16 protein-coding genes and 1 tRNA gene are annotated in these 16,960 nt (G+C 71.2%); 9 read left to right on the plus strand and 8 right to left on the minus strand.

The genetic code is table 11. The annotated features are described in order from the left end of the window. Nucleotides 1–296: 296 nt before the first annotated feature. Entirely contained in the window at nt 297–818 is a 522-nt protein-coding gene (locus tag AC1PMG_RS02045; protein WP_481110481.1) for a hypothetical protein, read from the minus strand. Nucleotides 819–982: 164 nt separating this feature from the next. On the opposite strand from AC1PMG_RS02045, the gene AC1PMG_RS02050 reads away from it, so the two are divergent. From AC1PMG_RS02050 to AC1PMG_RS02065, 4 genes are all read left to right on the plus strand, one after another. Beyond that, a complete protein-coding gene (locus tag AC1PMG_RS02050; protein WP_481110482.1) occupies nt 983–1,942 on the plus strand; it encodes a pyridoxal-phosphate dependent enzyme in 960 nt (319 codons plus the stop codon). Further along, complete coding sequence (locus AC1PMG_RS02055; RefSeq protein ID WP_081616554.1) at nt 1,927–2,562, plus strand: YdcF family protein; 636 nt, start codon at nt 1,927–1,929, stop codon at nt 2,560–2,562. The genes AC1PMG_RS02050 and AC1PMG_RS02055 overlap by 16 nt, the downstream gene beginning before the upstream one ends. 31 nt (nt 2,563–2,593) lie before the next feature. After that, nucleotides 2,594–3,022 carry a ketosteroid isomerase-related protein gene (locus AC1PMG_RS02060; protein WP_017914487.1) on the plus strand — a complete coding sequence of 143 codons (429 nt, stop codon included), beginning with the start codon at nt 2,594–2,596 and terminating at the stop codon, nt 3,020–3,022. A gap of 116 nt (nt 3,023–3,138) precedes the next feature. Next, nucleotides 3,139–4,653, plus strand: coding sequence for an ArnT family glycosyltransferase (locus AC1PMG_RS02065; RefSeq protein ID WP_481110483.1), 1,515 nt, complete (start codon nt 3,139–3,141; stop codon nt 4,651–4,653). Here AC1PMG_RS02065 and bioC read toward each other — a convergent pair. The 6 genes from bioC to bioB form a co-directional block, all read right to left on the minus strand. Beyond that, entirely contained in the window at nt 4,621–5,511 is an 891-nt protein-coding gene (gene bioC / locus AC1PMG_RS02070) for a malonyl-ACP O-methyltransferase BioC (RefSeq protein WP_481110484.1), read from the minus strand. The two genes, AC1PMG_RS02065 and bioC, sit on opposite strands and share 33 nt — an antisense overlap. Before the next feature lie 252 nt (nt 5,512–5,763). Then, nucleotides 5,764–6,546, minus strand: a complete 783-nt coding sequence (locus AC1PMG_RS02075) for an SDR family oxidoreductase (protein WP_481110485.1) — start codon at nt 6,544–6,546, stop codon at nt 5,764–5,766. A gap of 534 nt (nt 6,547–7,080) precedes the next feature. Continuing rightward, nucleotides 7,081–7,842: a pimeloyl-ACP methyl ester esterase BioH gene (bioH, locus tag AC1PMG_RS02080; protein ID WP_342074628.1), complete on the minus strand. Its 762-nt coding sequence runs from the start codon at nt 7,840–7,842 to the stop codon at nt 7,081–7,083. Nucleotides 7,843–7,891: 49 nt separating this feature from the next. Further along, nucleotides 7,892–8,245 (minus strand): DUF7079 family protein, encoded by a 354-nt coding sequence (locus tag AC1PMG_RS02085; RefSeq protein WP_481110486.1) that lies wholly within the window; start codon nt 8,243–8,245, stop codon nt 7,892–7,894. Further along, nucleotides 8,242–9,447: an 8-amino-7-oxononanoate synthase gene (gene bioF, locus AC1PMG_RS02090; RefSeq protein ID WP_481110487.1), complete on the minus strand. Its 1,206-nt coding sequence runs from the start codon at nt 9,445–9,447 to the stop codon at nt 8,242–8,244. The genes AC1PMG_RS02085 and bioF overlap by 4 nt, the downstream gene beginning before the upstream one ends. 105 nt (nt 9,448–9,552) lie before the next feature. Next, nucleotides 9,553–10,596: a biotin synthase BioB gene (gene bioB / locus AC1PMG_RS02095; RefSeq protein ID WP_017914166.1), complete on the minus strand. Its 1,044-nt coding sequence runs from the start codon at nt 10,594–10,596 to the stop codon at nt 9,553–9,555. A 49-nt stretch (nt 10,597–10,645) separates the two neighbouring features. On the opposite strand from bioB, the gene AC1PMG_RS02100 reads away from it, so the two are divergent. Both AC1PMG_RS02100 and AC1PMG_RS02105 read left to right on the plus strand, forming a co-directional pair. Then, nucleotides 10,646–11,377 (plus strand): ComF family protein, encoded by a 732-nt coding sequence (locus AC1PMG_RS02100; protein ID WP_481110488.1) that lies wholly within the window; start codon nt 10,646–10,648, stop codon nt 11,375–11,377. 194 nt (nt 11,378–11,571) lie between these two features. Then, the gene (locus tag AC1PMG_RS02105; protein ID WP_481110489.1) at nt 11,572–12,078 is read left to right on the plus strand and encodes a SecDF P1 head subdomain-containing protein; all 507 of its coding nucleotides are present in this window, start codon (nt 11,572–11,574) and stop codon (nt 12,076–12,078) included. Nucleotides 12,079–12,278: 200 nt separating this feature from the next. Here AC1PMG_RS02105 and ubiA read toward each other — a convergent pair whose 3' ends face one another. After that, nucleotides 12,279–13,181 carry a 4-hydroxybenzoate octaprenyltransferase gene (gene ubiA, locus AC1PMG_RS02110; RefSeq protein WP_481110490.1) on the minus strand — a complete coding sequence of 301 codons (903 nt, stop codon included), beginning with the start codon at nt 13,179–13,181 and terminating at the stop codon, nt 12,279–12,281. A 259-nt stretch (nt 13,182–13,440) separates the two neighbouring features. Here ubiA and AC1PMG_RS02115 point away from each other — a divergent pair. The 3 genes from AC1PMG_RS02115 (at nt 13,441) to AC1PMG_RS02125 (ending at nt 16,831) form a co-directional block, all read left to right on the plus strand. Beyond that, a tRNA-Arg gene (locus AC1PMG_RS02115) sits at nt 13,441–13,517 on the plus strand. A 650-nt stretch (nt 13,518–14,167) separates the two neighbouring features. Beyond that, the gene (locus AC1PMG_RS02120; protein WP_481110491.1) at nt 14,168–16,090 is read left to right on the plus strand and encodes a sensor histidine kinase; all 1,923 of its coding nucleotides are present in this window, start codon (nt 14,168–14,170) and stop codon (nt 16,088–16,090) included. 75 nt (nt 16,091–16,165) lie between these two features. Beyond that, complete coding sequence (locus tag AC1PMG_RS02125; RefSeq protein WP_481110492.1) at nt 16,166–16,831, plus strand: response regulator transcription factor; 666 nt, start codon at nt 16,166–16,168, stop codon at nt 16,829–16,831. The last annotated feature ends 129 nt before the right edge of the window (nt 16,832–16,960 follow it).

Here is a 16,960-nt window from a genome sequence, read left to right on the forward strand (position 1 = left end):
GGGGAGCTGGGGGCCGGTAGTCGGGGGACTACCGGCCCTTTTTTATGCCCGTTTTTCGCCGGTCGCCGGCGCCACGCCAGCAATGGCAAGGCCCCAACGCGAAAAGCCCCGGCGGACCGGGGCTTTTCGTTGTGAGGCGCCGACGCCCGACAGGGCCGGAACAGGGGGGATCCAGATTTCCCTGTCGGACATCGACATAGACGGTGGGGTCGACCCCTTCGGGTCATAAAGCGACGCAGGCGGTCACCCCGTAGGACGTAGAGTGCGTGCTGGGACAGGCGAACGCAAGCCCTTTCTTAGGGTTCTAGTGTGCGACGCGTCCCATTGCTGCGACCCATATTGCCGGGGCGCGGCGCCGGCGGGCGCTGCATGCTCTCGGGACGCTGCATCGCCGGCCGGGCCGGCTGCATCGACTGCGGCCGCGGTGCCGAATTGAGCGCGTCCGGACGGCGCAGGCGGTCCATGTCGCGCCACGGCGTCGGTACCCGACCACCCACGCTGGGCGGGGGGGACGGCGGCCGCGAACCGCCGTCGTCCGGCCGCGGACGCGGTGGCGGGCGGTGGCGCGGACCATCGTAGCCACGGTAGTAGTAATACGGCACGCCGTACCCGTAGTAGCCGTAATAGGACGGGCCGTAGCCGTAGTAGGGCACCGCGCCGTAGGGCGAGTAGTACTCCGAGTAGCCGGCGGGGTAGCGGTATTCGACCGACGGGGCGCCACGGTAGTAGCCACCCTCGCCGCCTCCGGCGTAATCGTAGGTGGCACAGCCGCCCAGTGCGGCCAGCAGTCCAGCGGCGCAGATCAGGCGCAGTTTCATGGCATTTGCCCTCCAGCAGGCTGGCTGACAGGTTCGGTCCGTGGCATTGAATCCCCCCTTAACTTCATCGGCCGCACTTGAACGCTTAAGTTGCGCGCAACGACGGCGAACCGGCGCGGGTCGCGGGCGCTGCACGTTGGCGACGATACGCTACCCTTTCGCGCATGGTCTCACGTTTTCTGCCCGAGTTCGGCGACGTCCTGGCGGCCGCCGCACGCATTGCCGCGCACGCGCGGCCGACCCCGGTGCTGCGTTCGCGGGCGCTGGATGCCGCCACCAGCGCGCAGCTGTACTTCAAAGCCGAACACCTGCAGCGCGGCGGCGCGTTCAAGTTCCGCGGCGCCTGCAACGCGGTGTGGGCGCTGGACCCGGCGCAGGCGGCCTGCGGGGTGGTCACCCATTCCTCCGGCAACCATGGCGCGGCACTGGCCCTGGCCGCGCGCACCCGCGGCATCGGCTGCCATGTGGTCGTGCCGGAGGGGGCGGTCGCCGCCAAGCTCGCCAACATCGCCCGCCACGGCGCCACGCTGTGGCGTTGCGCGCCGAGCATCGCCGCGCGCGAGGCGCTGTGCGCGCAGGTGCAGCGCGATACCGGCGCGACCCTGGTGCATCCCTATGCCGATCCGGCGGTGATCGCCGGGCAGGGCACCGCGGCGCTGGAACTGCTGGACGCCAGCGGCGGGCTGGACCTGCTGGTAGTGCCGGTCGGCGGCGGCGGCCTGGCCGCGGGCAGCCGGCTGGCGCTGTCGGCGCGGGCGCCGCAGGCGCAGCTGCTGCTGGCCGAGCCGGCCGGCGCCGCCGACACCGCGCGCTCGCTGGCCGCCGGCGAGCGCCGCGTGGACATGGTCCCGGACACGCTCTGCGACGGCCTGCGCGGCAGCCTCGGCGAACCCAACTTCGCCCTGCTGCACGGCCAGGCCGAGGTGCTGGTGGTGGAGGACGCGGCGACCGTGGCGGCGATGCGGCTGCTGTGGCAGATGCTCAAGCAGGTGGTGGAGCCGTCCTCGGCGATCGCCCTGGCGGCGGTGCTGGCGCAGCCGGCGCGCTTCGCCGGGCGCCGGGTGGGGGTGATCCTGTCCGGCGGCAACGTCGACCTGGACGCCTTGCCGTGGGGCGCGGCATGAGCGCGCGGGGCGGCTTCCGCTGGCTGCGCTGGCTGCTGCGCCTGGCGGCGCTGCTGGGGCTGTGGCTGCTGGGCGTGGCGATCTACATCGTCTGGGTCGGCGACCGCGACCAGGCGGCGCCGGCCGACGCGATCATCGTGCTCGGCGCCGCGGCCTACGACGCCAAGCCGTCGCCGGTGTTCGAAGAGCGCATCCGTCATGGCCTGGACCTGTACCAGCGCGGCTACGCGCCGACCCTGATCTTCACCGGCGGCTTCGGCAACGGCGCGCGTTTCGCCGAGTCGCAGGTGGCCCGGCGCTACGCGCTGCGCCACGACGTGCCGGCCGACGCGATCCTGATCGAAACGGTGTCGCGCACCACCCGGCAGAACCTGATCGAGGCGCGGCGGCTGATGCGCGAACACGGCCTGCACCGGGTCATCGTGGTCAGCGATCCGCTGCACATGGCACGGGCGCTGCGGCTGTGCCAGGAACTGCAGATCGACGCGCTGGCGTCTTCGACGCCGAGCAGCCGTTTCCGCAGCTTCCAGACCCGCTGGCGCTTCCTGCTGCAGGAGCTGTACTTCTTCCATCGCGACCTGCTGGAGCGGGGCGTTGAGCACGGCGGCGAGACCGTATGATGGGCCTTTCCACGGCCGGAGGGCGGCAGCCATGAGCAACCACGGAGTTCCTGCGCAGGACCAGGCCATCGCCCTGGTGCAGGCCTATTACGCGGCGTTCAACCGCGGCGACTGGGACGGCATGCTGGGCATGCTTACCGACGATGTCGCCCACGATCTCAACCAGGGCGCGCGCGAGACCGGCAAGGAGGTCTTCGCCGCCTTCCTGCAGCGCATGAACGCCAGCTACCGCGAGCAGCTGCACGACATCGTGGTGCTGGCCGCGCAGGACGGCCGCCGCGCCGCCGCCGAGTACGTGGTGCATGGCGAATACCACCACACCGACACCGGCCTGCCGGAGGCGCGCGGCCAGCGCTACGTGCTGCCGGGCGGGGCGTTCTTCGACATCCGCGACGGCAGGATCGCCCGGGTGAGCAACTACTACAACCTGGAAGACTGGATCGCGCAGGTCTCCGCCTGAGCCGCGCGCCGGCCTGAGGCCGGCGCGTTCGCGCTGTCGCAAAACTGTCCGCCGGCCGTCATCCGCGGCCGCAGGCGCCGCCGCTATGGTCGCCGCGCCGAGTGAGAGGATTGCCGATGCGCGCGCTGCTTCGTTCTCCGGCCGTCGCGGTGGCGCTGCTGGCCTGCACGCTCGCGCTGGCCCTGCTGGGCATGCGCGGGATCTGGGACGCCGACGAAGGCCGTTACTCCAATGTCGCGCTGAACATGCTGCACAGCGGCGACTGGCTCACGCCGCGGCGCAGCGAGGACGTGGCGCACTGGACCAAGCCGCCGCTGACCTACTGGGCGATCGCCGCCAGCGTCGCGGTCTTCGGGCCATCGCCATGGGCGGCGCGGCTGCCCTCGGCGCTGGCCTACCTGCTGTGCGTGCTGCTGGTCTGGCGGCTGGCGATGCGGCTGTTTCCCGAACGCCCCGAGCTGCCGGCGCAGGCGGCGCTGCTGTACGCGACCATGCTGGCGCCGTTCGGCGCGGCGCAATGGATTTCCACCGATTTCCTGCTCGCCGCCTGCGAGACCCTGGCGGTGTGGGCCTTCGTCGAAGCGCGGGCGCATCCACCCGGACAGGGCAAGCGCTGGATCGCGGCGATGTGGTCCGGCTTCGCCCTGGCGTTCATGACCAAGGGCCCGCCTGGCCTGCTGCCGCTGCCGGCGCTGCTGCTGTTCAACGCGGTGACGCCCGGGCCGCCGCGGCGCGCGCTGCAGCTCTCCGGCATCGTCCTGTTCGTGGTGCTGGCGCTGCCCTGGTACCTGGCGGTGATCCACGGCCATCCCGGATTGCTGCAGTACTTCGTCGGCGAAGAGGTGGTCAAACGCGTGGCCAGCGATGCGTTCGGGCGCAACGCGCAGTGGTACGGCTGGGCGGTGGCGTATGCGCCGATCCTGGTCCTGGGCACGCTGCCGTGGACGCCGGCGCTGGCGCGCTGGGCCTGGCAGTTGCCGCGGCAGCTGCGGCAGTGGTGGCGCGATCCGGCGTTGCGCCTGCAGCAGGCCGCGCCGCTGCTGCTGGCACTGTGGCTGCTGCTGCCGCTGCTGGTGTTGTGCCTGTCGCGCTCGCGGCTGCCGCTGTACGTGCTGCCGCTGTTCGTGCCGCTGGCATTGCTGGCGGCGTGGCAGCGCGCGCAGGAGGGCCGGGCGCCGTGGTGTTGGCCTTGGTTGCTTGCGTGGTGCGGGTTGCTGCTGGCGCTCGAACTGGCCGTGGCGCTGTTGCCCACGCACAAGGATGCCGGCGCCTGGGCGCAGGCGATCGCCCGGCGTGCCGGCGCGCCGGTAACCGAGGTGGTGTTCGTCGAGGACATGGCGCGCTACGGCCTGCGCCTGGAACTGGGCGCGCAGGTGCGCAAGATCCGCCTGGACCCGGTGCGTGACGCGCCGCGTTTCGGTCCCGAGTACGACGCCGATCTGGCCACGGTGCTGCGGCAGCCGCGCGCCGGCCGCGTGTGGGTGTGCAAGCAGGAGGCCTGGCCGCAGGTGGCCGCGCGCATCGCCGCGCAGGGCGCACAGGCGCAAGCGTTGGGGATGCCCTACCAGGGCCGGGTGCTGTTCCGGGTGCGGCCCGGCTCAGTCGCCGCGGCGGCGGATGGGGATCGCTGACAGCGGCACCGCGGCGATCTCGCCGCCGCCTTCGCGGATCGGCGCGCCCGGCGGCGGCGCCCAGGCGTGCGCGTAGATCACTTCCCAGGTGCTGGGCAGGGTGCCGTCGGCGCCGCGCAGCGGCTCGTAGGCGGCGCTGGCGGCGGCGAAGCGGCCGCGGCCGGTGAGCGAATGGCGGCGCGCCTGCAGTGCGTTGGTGGCGCCGATCGCACGCAGTTCGCGCATCAGCGCGGGCAGGTCCGGATAGGTCAGGTTGAACACGTCGCGGTCCAGCACCGGATCGCGGAAGCCCGACAGCATCAGCGCATCGCCGAACTGCGCGATCGGCGCGAAGCGGCTCACGTGCGGCGTCGTCCGGTCGGCCTGGGCGAAGGCCTCGCGCAGTTCGATCAGGGTGTCCGGGCCGAAGCTGGAACACAGCAGCAGCCCGCCGGGACGCAGCACGCGGCGGAATCCGGCGAACACCGCCGGGAGGTCCTCGACCCACTGCAGGCACAGATTGCTGAAGATCACATCGACGCTGTGCTCGGCCAGCGGCAGCGCGCGCGCATCGGCGCAGACGCGGCCGAACGGCTTCCACCAGCCGGCCTGGCGCTTGGCCTGCTGCAGCATCGGCAGTGCCTGGTCGAGCGCGATCACCTGCGCGCGCGGCCAGCGCTTCTTCATCGCCGCGGCGGCATGCGCCGGGCCGCTGCCCACGTCCAGCACCACCTGCGGCACGCGGTCGCCGAGGTAGTCCAGCGATTCCAGCAAGCGCCCCTGCACCTCGCGCTGCAGCGCCGCGGCGGCATCGTAACTGGTGGCGGCACGCGCGAACGCGCGGCGGATGTGCTGGGAGTCGAACGCGGAAGGGTCCATCCGCGCATTATCGCCGCCCGCGTCGTGCTGCGGCCAGCAGGGGCACGGATCACCGCGTTCCGTACTGCGCGCCGACCGGACGCCGGATGCGGCGGCTGTGCGTCTCAATCCTCCATCGCGTTTCCGGCGCCTTGTCGTCGCGCACATCCAGCGATGACAAGCGGATCAGCGCGATCCGCATTCGTCGCGACCAGGTGTGCGAACCGGCTGTGCATCCCCACTCCCGAATCCCCACTCCCGGCTCCCGGCTCTTCAGAACGCCCCCGGATAGCTGCCGCCATCCAGCAGCAGGTTCTGCCCGCTCAGGTAGCCGGCCTGCGCGCTGCACAGGAAGGCGCAGGCCGCGCCGAACTCTTCCGCGGTGCCGAAGCGCCCGGCCGGAATCTGCCGACGCTTGCGTTCGGCCAGGTCGGCGGGATCCATGCCCTCGCGCTGCGCGGCGTGGGCGATGTTGCCGCGCAGGCGGTCGGTGTCGAATTGCCCCGGCAGCAGGTTGTTGATGGTGACGTTGTGCGCCACCGTGCGCCGCGCCAGCCCGGCGACGAAGCCGGTGAGGCCGGCGCGCGCGCCATTGGACAGCCCCAGACTGTCGATCGGCGCCTTCACCGCAGCGGAGGTGATGTTGACGATGCGGCCGAAGCCGCGCGCCTGCATCGCATCGACGGTGGCACGGATCAACGCGATCGGCGCCAGCATGTTGGCGTCAAGCGCGCGCAGCCAGTCCTCGCGTTCCCAGTCGCGGAAATCGCCCGGCGGCGGCCCGCCGGCGTTGTTGATCAGGATGTCGACCTGCGGGCAGGCGGCCAGCGCGGCGGCGCGGCCGGCCTCGGTGGCGATGTCCGCCGCCACCTCGACCACCTCGCCACCACCGTCGAGCGCGCGCAGCTGCGCCGCGGCCGCATCCAATCCGGCCTGACCGCGCGCCACGATCACCACATGCACGCCTTCGCGGGCCAGCGCCTGCGCGCAGCCCAGTCCCAGCCCCTTGCTCGCGGCGCAGACCAGCGCCCATTTGCCGGCGATTCCCAGGTCCATGCTTGCACTCCGGTTCGAAGGAGTCGCGATGATCGGACATCGGCGCTGTGGCGGCCAGCGTCACACCGCGACTGCGGGACAGTCGAGCACGCAAGACACGTGTTGGTGCGACGTCGCTGCGCTGCGTTCGATTGCCATGCGTCGCGACTGAAGTAGCTCCCACAGGATGAGCCGGGCGTCCTTGTGGGAGGGACTTCAGTCCCGACGACGGAGGGTGTCCGTCGGCTTTCGTCTTCGCTTGTCGCGGCGGCACGACAGTTGAGTCCCACGGCGGAGCCGCTTGCGTCTTTCTGACGTCGGTGCGGGTCGCGTGATGCAATGTGGGAGTCAACTGTCATGCAGCGCGCGACGCGCGAGACGGTGTGCGCTTTCCGATGGCGCAATGCGTCGGGACTGAAGTCCCTCCCACAGTGCACCCGGCGGGCTCGTCGCAAGCGCCTGTAGGAGCGGCTTTAGCCGCGACCTGATGCAGCAGGCGTGTCGCGGCTGAAGCCTCTCCTACGACAGCACCGTGGAACGCGCTTCGCGACGCCGCTAGTCCAGCGTCGCCAGGAATCCGCGCAGCGCGTCGGCGACGGTGTCGGCATGGCCGAGGAACGGGGCGTGGCCGCCACCGGCGATGATCAGCGCGCGCGCGTTCGGCGCCAGTGCCGCGGCGGCTTCCATGCCTGCGGGTGGGACCAGGCGGTCGCGCTGGCCGCCGATCCACAGGCTGGGCACGCGCAGGCCGGGCAGGGCGCGGCGCAGGTCGGTGCGTTCCAGCAGGGTCAGGCCGTCCTGCAGCACGTGCGGGTCGGGCGCGCCGCGGGCGTCGAGCGCTTCGCGCAGCGTGCGCAGTTCGGCGCGCGCGTGCGCCGAGCCGAGCGTGTCCAGCGCCAGGAAGCGTTCGAGGGTGCCGCGGTAGTCCTCGGCCAGATCGCGGCCGAACTGTTCGAACACCTGTGGTTCCACCGCATGCGGCCAGTCGCTGCCGCGGACGAAGCGCGGCGTCGCCGCGAGCATCGCCAGCCCGCGCACCTGCGGTTGCGTGGCGGCGGCGTGCAGCGCGAACAGCCCGCCCAGCGACCAGCCCAACCACACGGCCGGCGGCGTGGCCGCGGCGATCGCGCTGACCACGTGCGGCAGCGCCAGCGGCGTGTCGTCGCCGCGGCTGTGGCCGTGCCCGGGTAGGTCCACCAGGTGCAGGCGGTACTGCGCCGACAGGCGCTCGACCAAGGGCGCGAAGATGCCGCCGTTCAACGCCCAGCCGTGCAGCAGGACCAGATCGGGGCCCTGCCCCAGGGTGTCGATATGCATCGTCGTGCGTCGTCGCGAAAGAACAGGAAAGGCGGCGTCGGCTGCCGCGTCAGTGCGCCGCGCGCCGCGCCAGCACCTGCGGCAGCAGCAGGCGCCACTGCCGGCGCGGATAGGCGCGGGTGCGCCAGGCGGACACGCGATGCGCACCGCGGCGCTGCTGGATCGCCGCGCTCAGCCAGTCGCCATCGATGCCCTGCCAGGCGCCGGCCGGCGTCAGCAGGTTCGGCGCCAGCCGCGGATGCACGTCGTCGCGCAGCATCTGCCACAGCGTGTCGGTAGCGAACGGCGAGGCGGCGAGGACGGCGGCGATCTGCGGATGGTGTGCGTCGACCGCGGTGTCCAGGTAAAGCTCGGCCAGCGCCTCCCAGACCTTGCGGCGTGCGGCGTGCCTGCCGTCGCTCACGCCGGCACGCCGGGCGGATGCGCGACCACGCGATCGCGGGCCAGCGCCAGGGCATCCAGCAGCGCCTGCACCTGCGCCGGCGTATGCAGCGCCGACAGGGTCACGCGCAGCCGCGACTTGCCCTCCGGCACGGTCGGCGGACGGATCGCCGAGACCAGGTAACCGGCCTGTTCCAGCGCCGCCGACCAGGCCAGCGCGGTGCGCTCCTCGCCGCACAGCAGCGGCTGGATCGGCGTGTCCGAGGCCATCAGTTCCAGGCCATGACGGCGTGCGCCGCCGCGGAACAGGGCGATCAGTTCGACCAGCCGCTCGCGCCGCCACTGGTCGCGCCGCGCCAGCTTGACCGCCGCCAGCGAGGCCGCGGCCTGCGCCGGCGGCAGCGCGGTGGTGTACAGATACGGCCGCGCGGTTTCGGCCAGATGCCGGATCAGCGGGGTATCGCCGACCACCGCGGCGCCGTAGCCGCCCAGCGCCTTGCCCAGGGTCACCAGTTGCAGCGGAACGTCGTCGGCACCCAGCCCCGCCTCGGCGACGCTGCCGCGCCCCTGCGGGCCGACCACGCCGACGCCGTGCGCGTCGTCCACGTACAGCAGCGCCTGTTGCGTGCGCGCCACCAGCGCCAGCGAGCGCAGCGGGGCGACGTCGCCGTCCATGCTGAACACGCCATCGGTGGCCAGCATCGCCGCTCCGTCGGCGGCGTGCTTGAGCTGGCGCATCGCGCCTTCGGCATCCAGGTGCGGATAGCGGCGCAGACGGCAGCCGGCGAGGCGGCTGGCGTCGAGCAGGCTGGCGTGATTGAGCCGGTCCTGCACGCACACGTCCTCTTCCTCGCTCAGCAGCGCCTGCTGTACCGCCAGGTTGGCGATGAAGCCGCTGCCGAACAGCAGCGCCTGCGGATAGCCGAGCCAGTCGGCGATCTCGCGTTCCAGCGCCTCGTGCAGCGCGTGGTGGCCGCACACCAGGTGCGAGGCGGTGGCGCCGGCGCCCTCGCGCGCGGCGGCGTCCTGAAGGGCGGCGACCACTTCGAACTGCTGCGCCAGGCCCAGGTAGTCGTTGCTGCAGAAGCCGGTCAGCCAGCGGCCGTCCACTTCCAGGCGCACGCCGTCGCGGCGGCCGACGCTGCGACGCACGCGCAGGCGTCCCTGCGCTTCGCGCAAGGCGCGCGCGGACTGGATGCGGTCGTGCAGGTCGGGACGGGCCATGGGCGCGGGACGGGCATCTGGCGGGCTAGCGTAGCGCGTCCCCGGCCGAGCCGGGCGCCGCCGGCGATGGACGGCCGGATCGGCGGACGGACGCGCGACCCGGGTTCAGACCAGGGCCGCGGCGATCGCCGGCGTGGGCTGGGCGGTGATGTCCGCGTGCACGGTGCCGGGATGGTCGTGCGCGTCGGCATCCACCATCACCTGCATCGGCCGCAGCCCCAGCCGCGCGAACAACGCCTGGTCGCGCTCGGTGTCCGGGTTGCCGGTGGTCAGCAGCTTCTCGCCGTAGAAGATCGAGTTGGCGCCGGCGCAGAAGCACAGCGCCTGCAGTTCGTCGCTCATGCTCTCGCGCCCGGCCGACAGCCGCACCATCGCCCGCGGCATCGCGATGCGGGCGACGGCGATCGTGCGCACGAATTCGAACGGATCCAGCTCGACCGTGCCGTGCAGCGGGGTGCCGGCGACCTGCACCAGGCGGTTGATCGGCACCGAGTCCGGATGCACCGGCAGGTTGGCCAGCGCCTGCAGCAGGCCGGCGCGCTGGTCGCGCGACTCGCCCATGCCGACGATGCCGCCGCAGCAGGTCTTCAGCCCGGCGTCGCGCACGTGGGTCAGCGTGTCCAGGCGATCCTGGTACTGGCGGGTGTGGATGATCGAATCGTAGAAATCCGGCGCGGTGTCCAGATTGTGGTTGTAGTAGTCCAGCCCGGCCGCCTTCAGCGCCTGCGCCTGGGTGCCGTCGAGCATGCCCAGAGTGGCGCAGGTCTCCAGGCCCAGCGCCTTCACCTCGCGGATCATCTCCGCCACCTTCGGGATGTCGCGGTCCTTGGGCGAGCGCCAGGCCGCGCCCATGCAGAACCGCGACGCGCCAGCGGCCTTGGCCTGGCGCGCCTTGTCCAGCACCGCCTCGGTGCTCATCAGCTTCTGCGCCTCCACGCCGGTGGCGTAGCGCTGCGCCTGCGGGCAGTACGCGCAGTCTTCCGGGCAACCGCCGGTCTTCACCGACAGCAGCGTGGACACCTGCACCTGCGCCGGATCGAAGTGTTCGCGGTGCACGGCGGCCGCGCGGTGCAGCAGTTCCGGGAACGGCAGATCGAACAGGGCGAGCAATTCCTGGCGTTGCCAGTCGTGTCGGACGACAGCGGACATGGGGGTTTCCTGACGGTCAGCGGCTGGGAAAGCGGGCAGTCTGGTAAGCATGCAACGTCCTGTCAACTTCATGATGGCTGGTTTGGTTGACGGTGGTTGGCGCTGGCTGCAGCGCCGCCTGCTGCCGGAACGCTGCCTGGTGTGCGGGGAGCCCGGCGCGCCGGGCCTGGACCTGTGTGCCGCCTGTCGCGACGATGTGCCCTGGAATGCGGCGGCCTGTTGCCGCTGTGCGCTGCCGTTGCCGGCGCTGGATGCCGAGCAGGTCTGCGGCGCGTGCCAACGCCGGCCGCCCTTGCTGGAGCGGGTGGCCAGCGCCTGCGTGTACGCCGCGCCGGTCGATGGCCTGTTGCGCCGCTTCAAGTTCCATCAGGACCTGGCCGCCGGGCGCCTGCTCGCCGCATTGCTGCAGACACGCTGCGCGGCCTTGCCGCGGCCGCAGGCGCTGCTGCCGGTGCCGCTGCATCCGGCGCGGCTGCGCCAGCGCGGCTACGACCAGGCGCTGGAACTGGCGCGGCCACTGGCGCGCGCGCTCGCGCTGCCGCTGTGCCTGGAATTGCAGCGGGTGCGGGCGACCGCGGCGCAATCCGAACTGGATGCGCGCGCGCGCCGGCGCAACCTGCGCGGCGCGTTCGCGGTGCCGGATTCGGTGGCGCTGCCGGCGCACGTGGCCCTGGTCGACGACGTGATGACCACCGGCGCGACCCTGCATGCCGCGGCCAAGGCGCTGCGCCGCGCCGGCGTGGAACGGGTCGATGCCTGGGTGGCGGCGCGGGTGCCGTGAGCGTGGTCGTCCATCGGGTGCGGGCGGTTGGCGTCGCTGGATGGCGCGCGGCCGGGCCGCGCGTGTCTTGCCTGCGAATCGGCCGACGGGTCGCGGCGGCGATCTGCCGGATGCACGCGCCTGTGCGCATGAACGGTCGGCGGACGCACCCGGCTTTATGATCGTGAGGAAGCCAACAACGAAAGGAGCTTGCGATGCGCTGGAAGGCGTTGGGTCTGTCGATGGCGCTGTGTGTGTCCGGTGTCGCCGGGTGTGGGTATGACAACGCCCCGGATGTCGCCGACGCCAGCCCGGTCAAGGCGAAGCTCGAATGGCGGCTGGCCAGCCATGCGTCCATCCCCGACTATGTGCAGGCCGACTATCACGGGCAGCCGGTATACCTGGCGCCGCAGGCGCTGCTGGTCGTCGAAAAGGCGGCCACCGTCGCGCCCGCCGACAACGGCAACGGCCAGCCAGCGCTGGACCTGCGCTTTCCTGGACATGGCCAACGCCTGACCCAGGCCACCGAGCAGAACGTCGGCAAGCCGATCGCACTGCTGGCCGACGGCAAGGTGCTGACCGTGGCCACGATCATGGCGCCGTTGCCGGGGGACAGCCTGCGGATCAGCGGGCTGCAGGACGTGCAGGAACAGCAACGGGTGTTCGCGCTGCTGACCCACGCGCCGGCCGCGGATGCGCCAGCGCAGGACGCCAAGCGCTAGAACGCATCGGGGCGAGGAGGAGCGGCGGATGCCGCCTCCTTGTCAGGTCATGCGTGGGTCGAGTCGATGGCCTGGCTGACGGCGGGGCGCGCCGGAACGTGACAATGTCGGCAGGGCGCGTCCTAGGCGCCGACCTTTTGCGAGGGCCCTGGGGCACGTTTCACAGTCCGGCGCGGACTGTGCGTGATCGATGACGGTCCCTAGCCGGCGCGCAGCGCCAGCGCCGCGGCAATGCCGGCGAAGATGGCTAGGCCGACCCAGTTGTTGTGCAGGAAGGCGCGGAAGCACGCCGCGCGTTCGCGGTGCCGGGCCATGCGGAACTCGACGACGACCAGCAACGCCGCCACGCCCAGGCCGGCCCAGTACCACACGCCCAGGTCCGCGCGATGCCCGACGAAGGCGAGGGCGACGAACATCAGCGCGTACAGCACGCCCTGGATGATCAGGTCGAGTTCGCCGAACAGGATCGCGGTGGACTTGGAGCCGGCGCGCAGGTCGTCCTCACGATCGACCATCGCATACCAGGTGTCGTAGGCGGTGGCCCACAGGATATTGACCGCGTACAGCAGCCAGCCCAGCGCCGGCACCTCGCCGCGCACCGCGGCGAAGGCCATCGGGATGCCCCAGCCGAAGGCCATGCCCAGGTAGACCTGCGGCAGGTAGGTGTAGCGCTTCAGATAGGGATAGCTGGCGGCCAGGAACAGCCCGACCACGCTCAGGCCGATGGTCAGCGCGTTCATGGTCAGCACCAGCGCGAACGCCACCAGCATCAGCACCGCGAACACCGCCAGCGCTTCGCGGCCGCTGACCGCGCCGGTGGCCAGCGGCCGGCTGCGGGTGCGCTCGACCTGCGGGTCCAGCCAGCGGTCGGCGTAGTCGTTGATCACGCAGCCGGCCGAGCGGGTCAGCCACACCCCGGCGGTGAACACGAACAGGGTCCACAGCGGCGGTACCCCATCGGCGGCCAGCCACAGCGCCCACCAGGTCGGCCACAGCAGCAGCAGCACGCCGATCGGCCGGTCGCCGCGCAGCAGTTTCCAGTACTGGCCCAGGCGCGCGCGCGGCGGCAGCGCGGCAGGCGTTTCGTAGCGTTCGTAACCCATCGCGCAAGGGTAGCAGCCGCGTGGTGCGGGCGGCGCGTCGCGGAGGTGGATGCGCCGTGTCCTGCGTTGGTTGGCCGAGCGCCGCAGGACGCGGACGGGCGCCAGGCGTCCACGGCGAGGTGGCCGCCGTGCCGCATGTCGACGCAAGGTGCCGGTGAGCGGACGGCGGCGGCCGCATGCCCATGACGCGCGCGCCGTCGCCGGGCCGTGCGAATGGGGGAGACGCGGACCACGAATGCCGTTAGAATGCGCGTCCGTTGCGCCCGTAGCTCAGCCGGATAGAGTAGTGGCTTCCGAAGCCATTGGTCGGGGGTTCGAATCCCTCCGGGCGCGCCATCCCCCGCCGTGCATGCCGATCCTGTCTGGCATCGCTCGCGTCCTGTTCGCCATCTCCGCAGGCTCCTCTCTACTCTTTCGCTTCCGCCGCCCTGCGGCCGTGCGAACGCATGCGTTGCTCGCTGCCGGGCGCTGTGGCGCCGATGGGTCATGCCCGCGCGATCCCGACCTTGTCCCAGCGCTTGGCCAGCGTCCCATCCGCTCCCAGAAGCATGGTGCGCGGCGTGCTCTGCTGGAGCCGCTTGCGCGGTGTCCGAGCAGGGCGCCAGGCGTGGTACTGGCTGCGGTGCGTGGCATGAGTGCGTGCGTGCTCGGAGACGGGACGTGCGCCGGAACGCACGGAACGAGGTGTTGCGCAATGTAATATGTTGATGAATTTCACATTTCATGTCTCCCTGTGTAGAATTTCGGAGCGGGCAGGGTAGTGTCCGCCACGGGGCCGGCATGGGGATGCCGCTCGCAGTGCTTTCAGTGACGCCCGCCACCTGCATACGCACACGTTCGGATACAACGCCGGGTTCTTCATGCGCCGCCGCTCGACGCTCACGCCCCTGTTGCTCCTGATCGTCCTGTTGCTTGGCGGGTGCGGCGGAATCCAGTCGGTCTCCGAGCAGGGCCGCCGCTCCATTGCCCTGAACGGGCACGTACAGATGCTGCGCGACCGTGCCGGCACGCTCGACGTGCACGCGGTGGCGGCGCGCGGCGACCTGCAGCCGGCGTCGCCGGAGTTCAGCCTCGGCTACATCCCTGATGCGGTCTGGCTGCGCCTGCGCCTGGATCGCATGACCGGCCTGCCTCGGGTGCTGATGTTGCAGGTGGACGCGCCGCTGGCCGATACCGTGCGCCTATACGTGCCGCAGCCGGGCGGTGGCTTCCGCGAACTGCGCCGCGGCGAGGACGTGTCGCGGCGCGAGTACCCCTACCTGCTGCGGACGCCGGTGTTCCAGTTGGAAGCGCCGGATGGACGCTATCCGGAGGTCTACCTGCGCCTGACCGAGCGCAACGCGATGACGGTGGCGCTGAAACTGTGGGAGCCGCAGGCGCTGCTCGCCCACGAGGCCTTGTCCGCCAGCCAGGACAGCATCTTCCTGGGCTTCATCCTCGCGCTGTGCATGGCCGGCACCTTCATCTGGCGACGCAGCGGCGTGGGGCCGGTGCGCTGGTATGTCGCCTACATCGCCACCAGCGGCTACAGCGTGTACAAGACCCGGGGCCTGGTCGGCCCGTTTTTTCGTCTGGACACGCACGATGGCGGCGACACCGTACTCGGCGTGGTGCTGGCGCTCAGCGTGGCCATCGCCGTGTCCTTCAGCGTGCGGTTGATGGCTTTGCACACGCATTTCCCGCGGCTGTCGCGCGCCTACGAAACCTTCGTGTGGCTGGTGATCGGCGTCGCCTGCACCGGATTCCTGCTTGGCAGGTTCGGCACGGTAATGCCGTTCGTGCAGGGGCTGAGCCTGGCCAGCGTACCGTTGCTGCTGCTGGTGGCGGCTTACCTGAGCTGGCGCGGCCAGGCCATGGCCAAGCTGTACCTGGTGGCGTTCCTGGTGCTGTACATCGCATTCTTCCGCGGCTTCCTGATCAACCTTGGCCTGCTGCCGAACACGCCGTGGCTGCGCAATGGCGCGCCGCTGGCGGTGGGCCTGACCCTGCACCTATTGCTGCTGACCTTCAGTTTCGCGCAACGCTTCTACGCGCTGGAGAAGCAGCGCCAAGATGCATTGGCCCTGGCGCTGGAACTCTCGCAGCAGTCCGGGGCATCGCTGGAGCACAAGGTGCGCGAACGCACCCGCGAACTGGCCGAGGAAATCGTGCAGCGCCAGGCCACCGAGCAGCGCCTGCGCGAGAGCAAGACGCAATTGCGGCAGGCACTGGTCGCCGAGCAGCGGCTGCGCGAGGAGCAGCGCGAATTCGTGACGTTGCTGTCGCACGAGTTCCGCACGCCCTTGTCGATCATCCATGCCAGTGGCCAGATGCTGCAGGACACGGAGACCGCGCTGCAGCCGGCAGGACGCCGCCGCATCGAGAAGATCCAGCGATCGGTGGAGCGCATGTCCGAGTTGATCGAACGTTTCCTCGACGATGAACAGGTGCTCTCGGACGAAGGCGCGCTCAAGCGCGAGGTGTTTGCGTTGCCCGCGCTCATCGACGAGGTGCTGGACGCGCTCGATCCGTCACGCGAGCGCGTGCGGGCCGAACTGGCGCAGGCGCCGCTGCGGGTGGATTGCGACCGCGGCCTGCTGCGGATCGCCCTGGACAACCTGTTGGGCAACGCCCTGAAGTACTCCGGGCCGGGACAACCGGTACGGCTGACGGCCACGGCGGAGGCGCAGACCCTGATCCTCGGCGTCGCCGATCAGGGTCCCGGCATTCCGCAGCACGAGCACACCGGGATCTTCCGCAAGTTCGCGCGCGGCAGCGGCAGCGGCGGCACTGCCGGCGCGGGGCTGGGGCTGTACCTGGTCAAGCGCATCGCCCTGCGATTGGGCGGCGAATTGACCCTGGACAGCGACGGCCGCGGCGCGACCTTCAGCCTGCGCCTGCCCCAGGCCGTCGCCGCGGAGGGGCGGTGAGCATGCGCACGCACCGCACATGCGGCGCACGGCATGGCGTCGCGCACCGCCGCCGCGCCGGGGAGGCACGCTGACATGGCATTGATCGGTCTGCTCGAAGACGAAGTGGATCTGTGCGAGGAACTGCAGAGTTATCTGGTCGGCGCCGGACACCGCGTGGTATCCGCTGGCTCGGCCGCGGCCTTCTTCGCCGCAAGTGCCGGGCTGCGCTTCGACGTGGTGATCCTCGATCGCGGGCTCCCCGATGCCGATGGCCTGGAGATCGTGGAGCGCCTGCGCAGCGCCTCCGCGGGCATCGGCATCATCATGTTGACCGCGCGCGGTGCCAGCGAGGACCGCATCCACGGCCTGGAGAGCGGGGCCGACCACTATCTGGTCAAGCCGGTGCGCCTGGCGGAACTGGCGGCGCACGTGCGTGCACTGTTGCGACGGCTGCCGCGCGGCTGGCGTCTGGTCGCCAGCGAATGCTGCCTGTACACGCCGGAGGATGCGCGTCTGGAACTGAGCGCGCGCGAGTTCGCGCTGTTGCGGGTGCTGGCCGTGCGCGCCGGCGAGATGGCCGGCCGCCGCGAGGTGGCCGAGGCGCTGGGCTGGGACTGGATGTCCTTCGACCAGCGTCGCCTCGACACCTTGATCAGCCGGCTGCGTCGGCGCTGCCGCGACGCCTGCCGCCAAGAACTGCCGATCCGCACCGAGCACGCGCGCGGCTACCTGACGACCGAGCCCGTGCGCGTGGAGTGACTGCGCCACACCGTAAGGCGAGCGTGCGATGGCGATCTTGCGCAATCGAGTGTGCGCACGCTGTGGCGCCGGCGATGCGCGTCAGAATTCCGCCGCCGATGACGGTGACGTGCCGGCCGCCGACCGTTT

The sequence above is a fragment of the Xanthomonas sp. NCPPB 2250 genome (assembly GCF_056725265.1).

What these genes read in the sequence shown, in the direction of transcription:
- bioC (WP_481110484.1), bottom strand. Translation starts at nt 5,511, where the DNA reads ATGGACCCTTCCGCGTTCGACTCCCAGCACATCCGCCGCGCGTTCGCG.
- AC1PMG_RS02075 (WP_481110485.1), bottom strand. Translation starts at nt 6,546, where the DNA reads ATGGACCTGGGAATCGCCGGCAAATGGGCGCTGGTCTGCGCCGCGAGC.
- AC1PMG_RS02120 (WP_481110491.1), top strand. Translation starts at nt 14,168, where the DNA reads ATGCTGCGCGACCGTGCCGGCACGCTCGACGTGCACGCGGTGGCGGCG.
- AC1PMG_RS02125 (WP_481110492.1), top strand. Translation starts at nt 16,166, where the DNA reads ATGGCATTGATCGGTCTGCTCGAAGACGAAGTGGATCTGTGCGAGGAA.
- AC1PMG_RS02050 (WP_481110482.1), top strand. Translation starts at nt 983, where the DNA reads ATGGTCTCACGTTTTCTGCCCGAGTTCGGCGACGTCCTGGCGGCCGCC.
- AC1PMG_RS02045 (WP_481110481.1), bottom strand. Translation starts at nt 818, where the DNA reads ATGAAACTGCGCCTGATCTGCGCCGCTGGACTGCTGGCCGCACTGGGC.
- AC1PMG_RS02100 (WP_481110488.1), top strand. Translation starts at nt 10,646, where the DNA reads ATGCAACGTCCTGTCAACTTCATGATGGCTGGTTTGGTTGACGGTGGT.
- bioH (WP_342074628.1), bottom strand. Translation starts at nt 7,842, where the DNA reads ATGCATATCGACACCCTGGGGCAGGGCCCCGATCTGGTCCTGCTGCAC.
- bioB (WP_017914166.1), bottom strand. Translation starts at nt 10,596, where the DNA reads ATGTCCGCTGTCGTCCGACACGACTGGCAACGCCAGGAATTGCTCGCC.
- AC1PMG_RS02065 (WP_481110483.1), top strand. Translation starts at nt 3,139, where the DNA reads ATGCGCGCGCTGCTTCGTTCTCCGGCCGTCGCGGTGGCGCTGCTGGCC.
- AC1PMG_RS02060 (WP_017914487.1), top strand. Translation starts at nt 2,594, where the DNA reads ATGAGCAACCACGGAGTTCCTGCGCAGGACCAGGCCATCGCCCTGGTG.
- bioF (WP_481110487.1), bottom strand. Translation starts at nt 9,447, where the DNA reads ATGGCCCGTCCCGACCTGCACGACCGCATCCAGTCCGCGCGCGCCTTG.
- ubiA (WP_481110490.1), bottom strand. Translation starts at nt 13,181, where the DNA reads ATGGGTTACGAACGCTACGAAACGCCTGCCGCGCTGCCGCCGCGCGCG.
- AC1PMG_RS02105 (WP_481110489.1), top strand. Translation starts at nt 11,572, where the DNA reads ATGCGCTGGAAGGCGTTGGGTCTGTCGATGGCGCTGTGTGTGTCCGGT.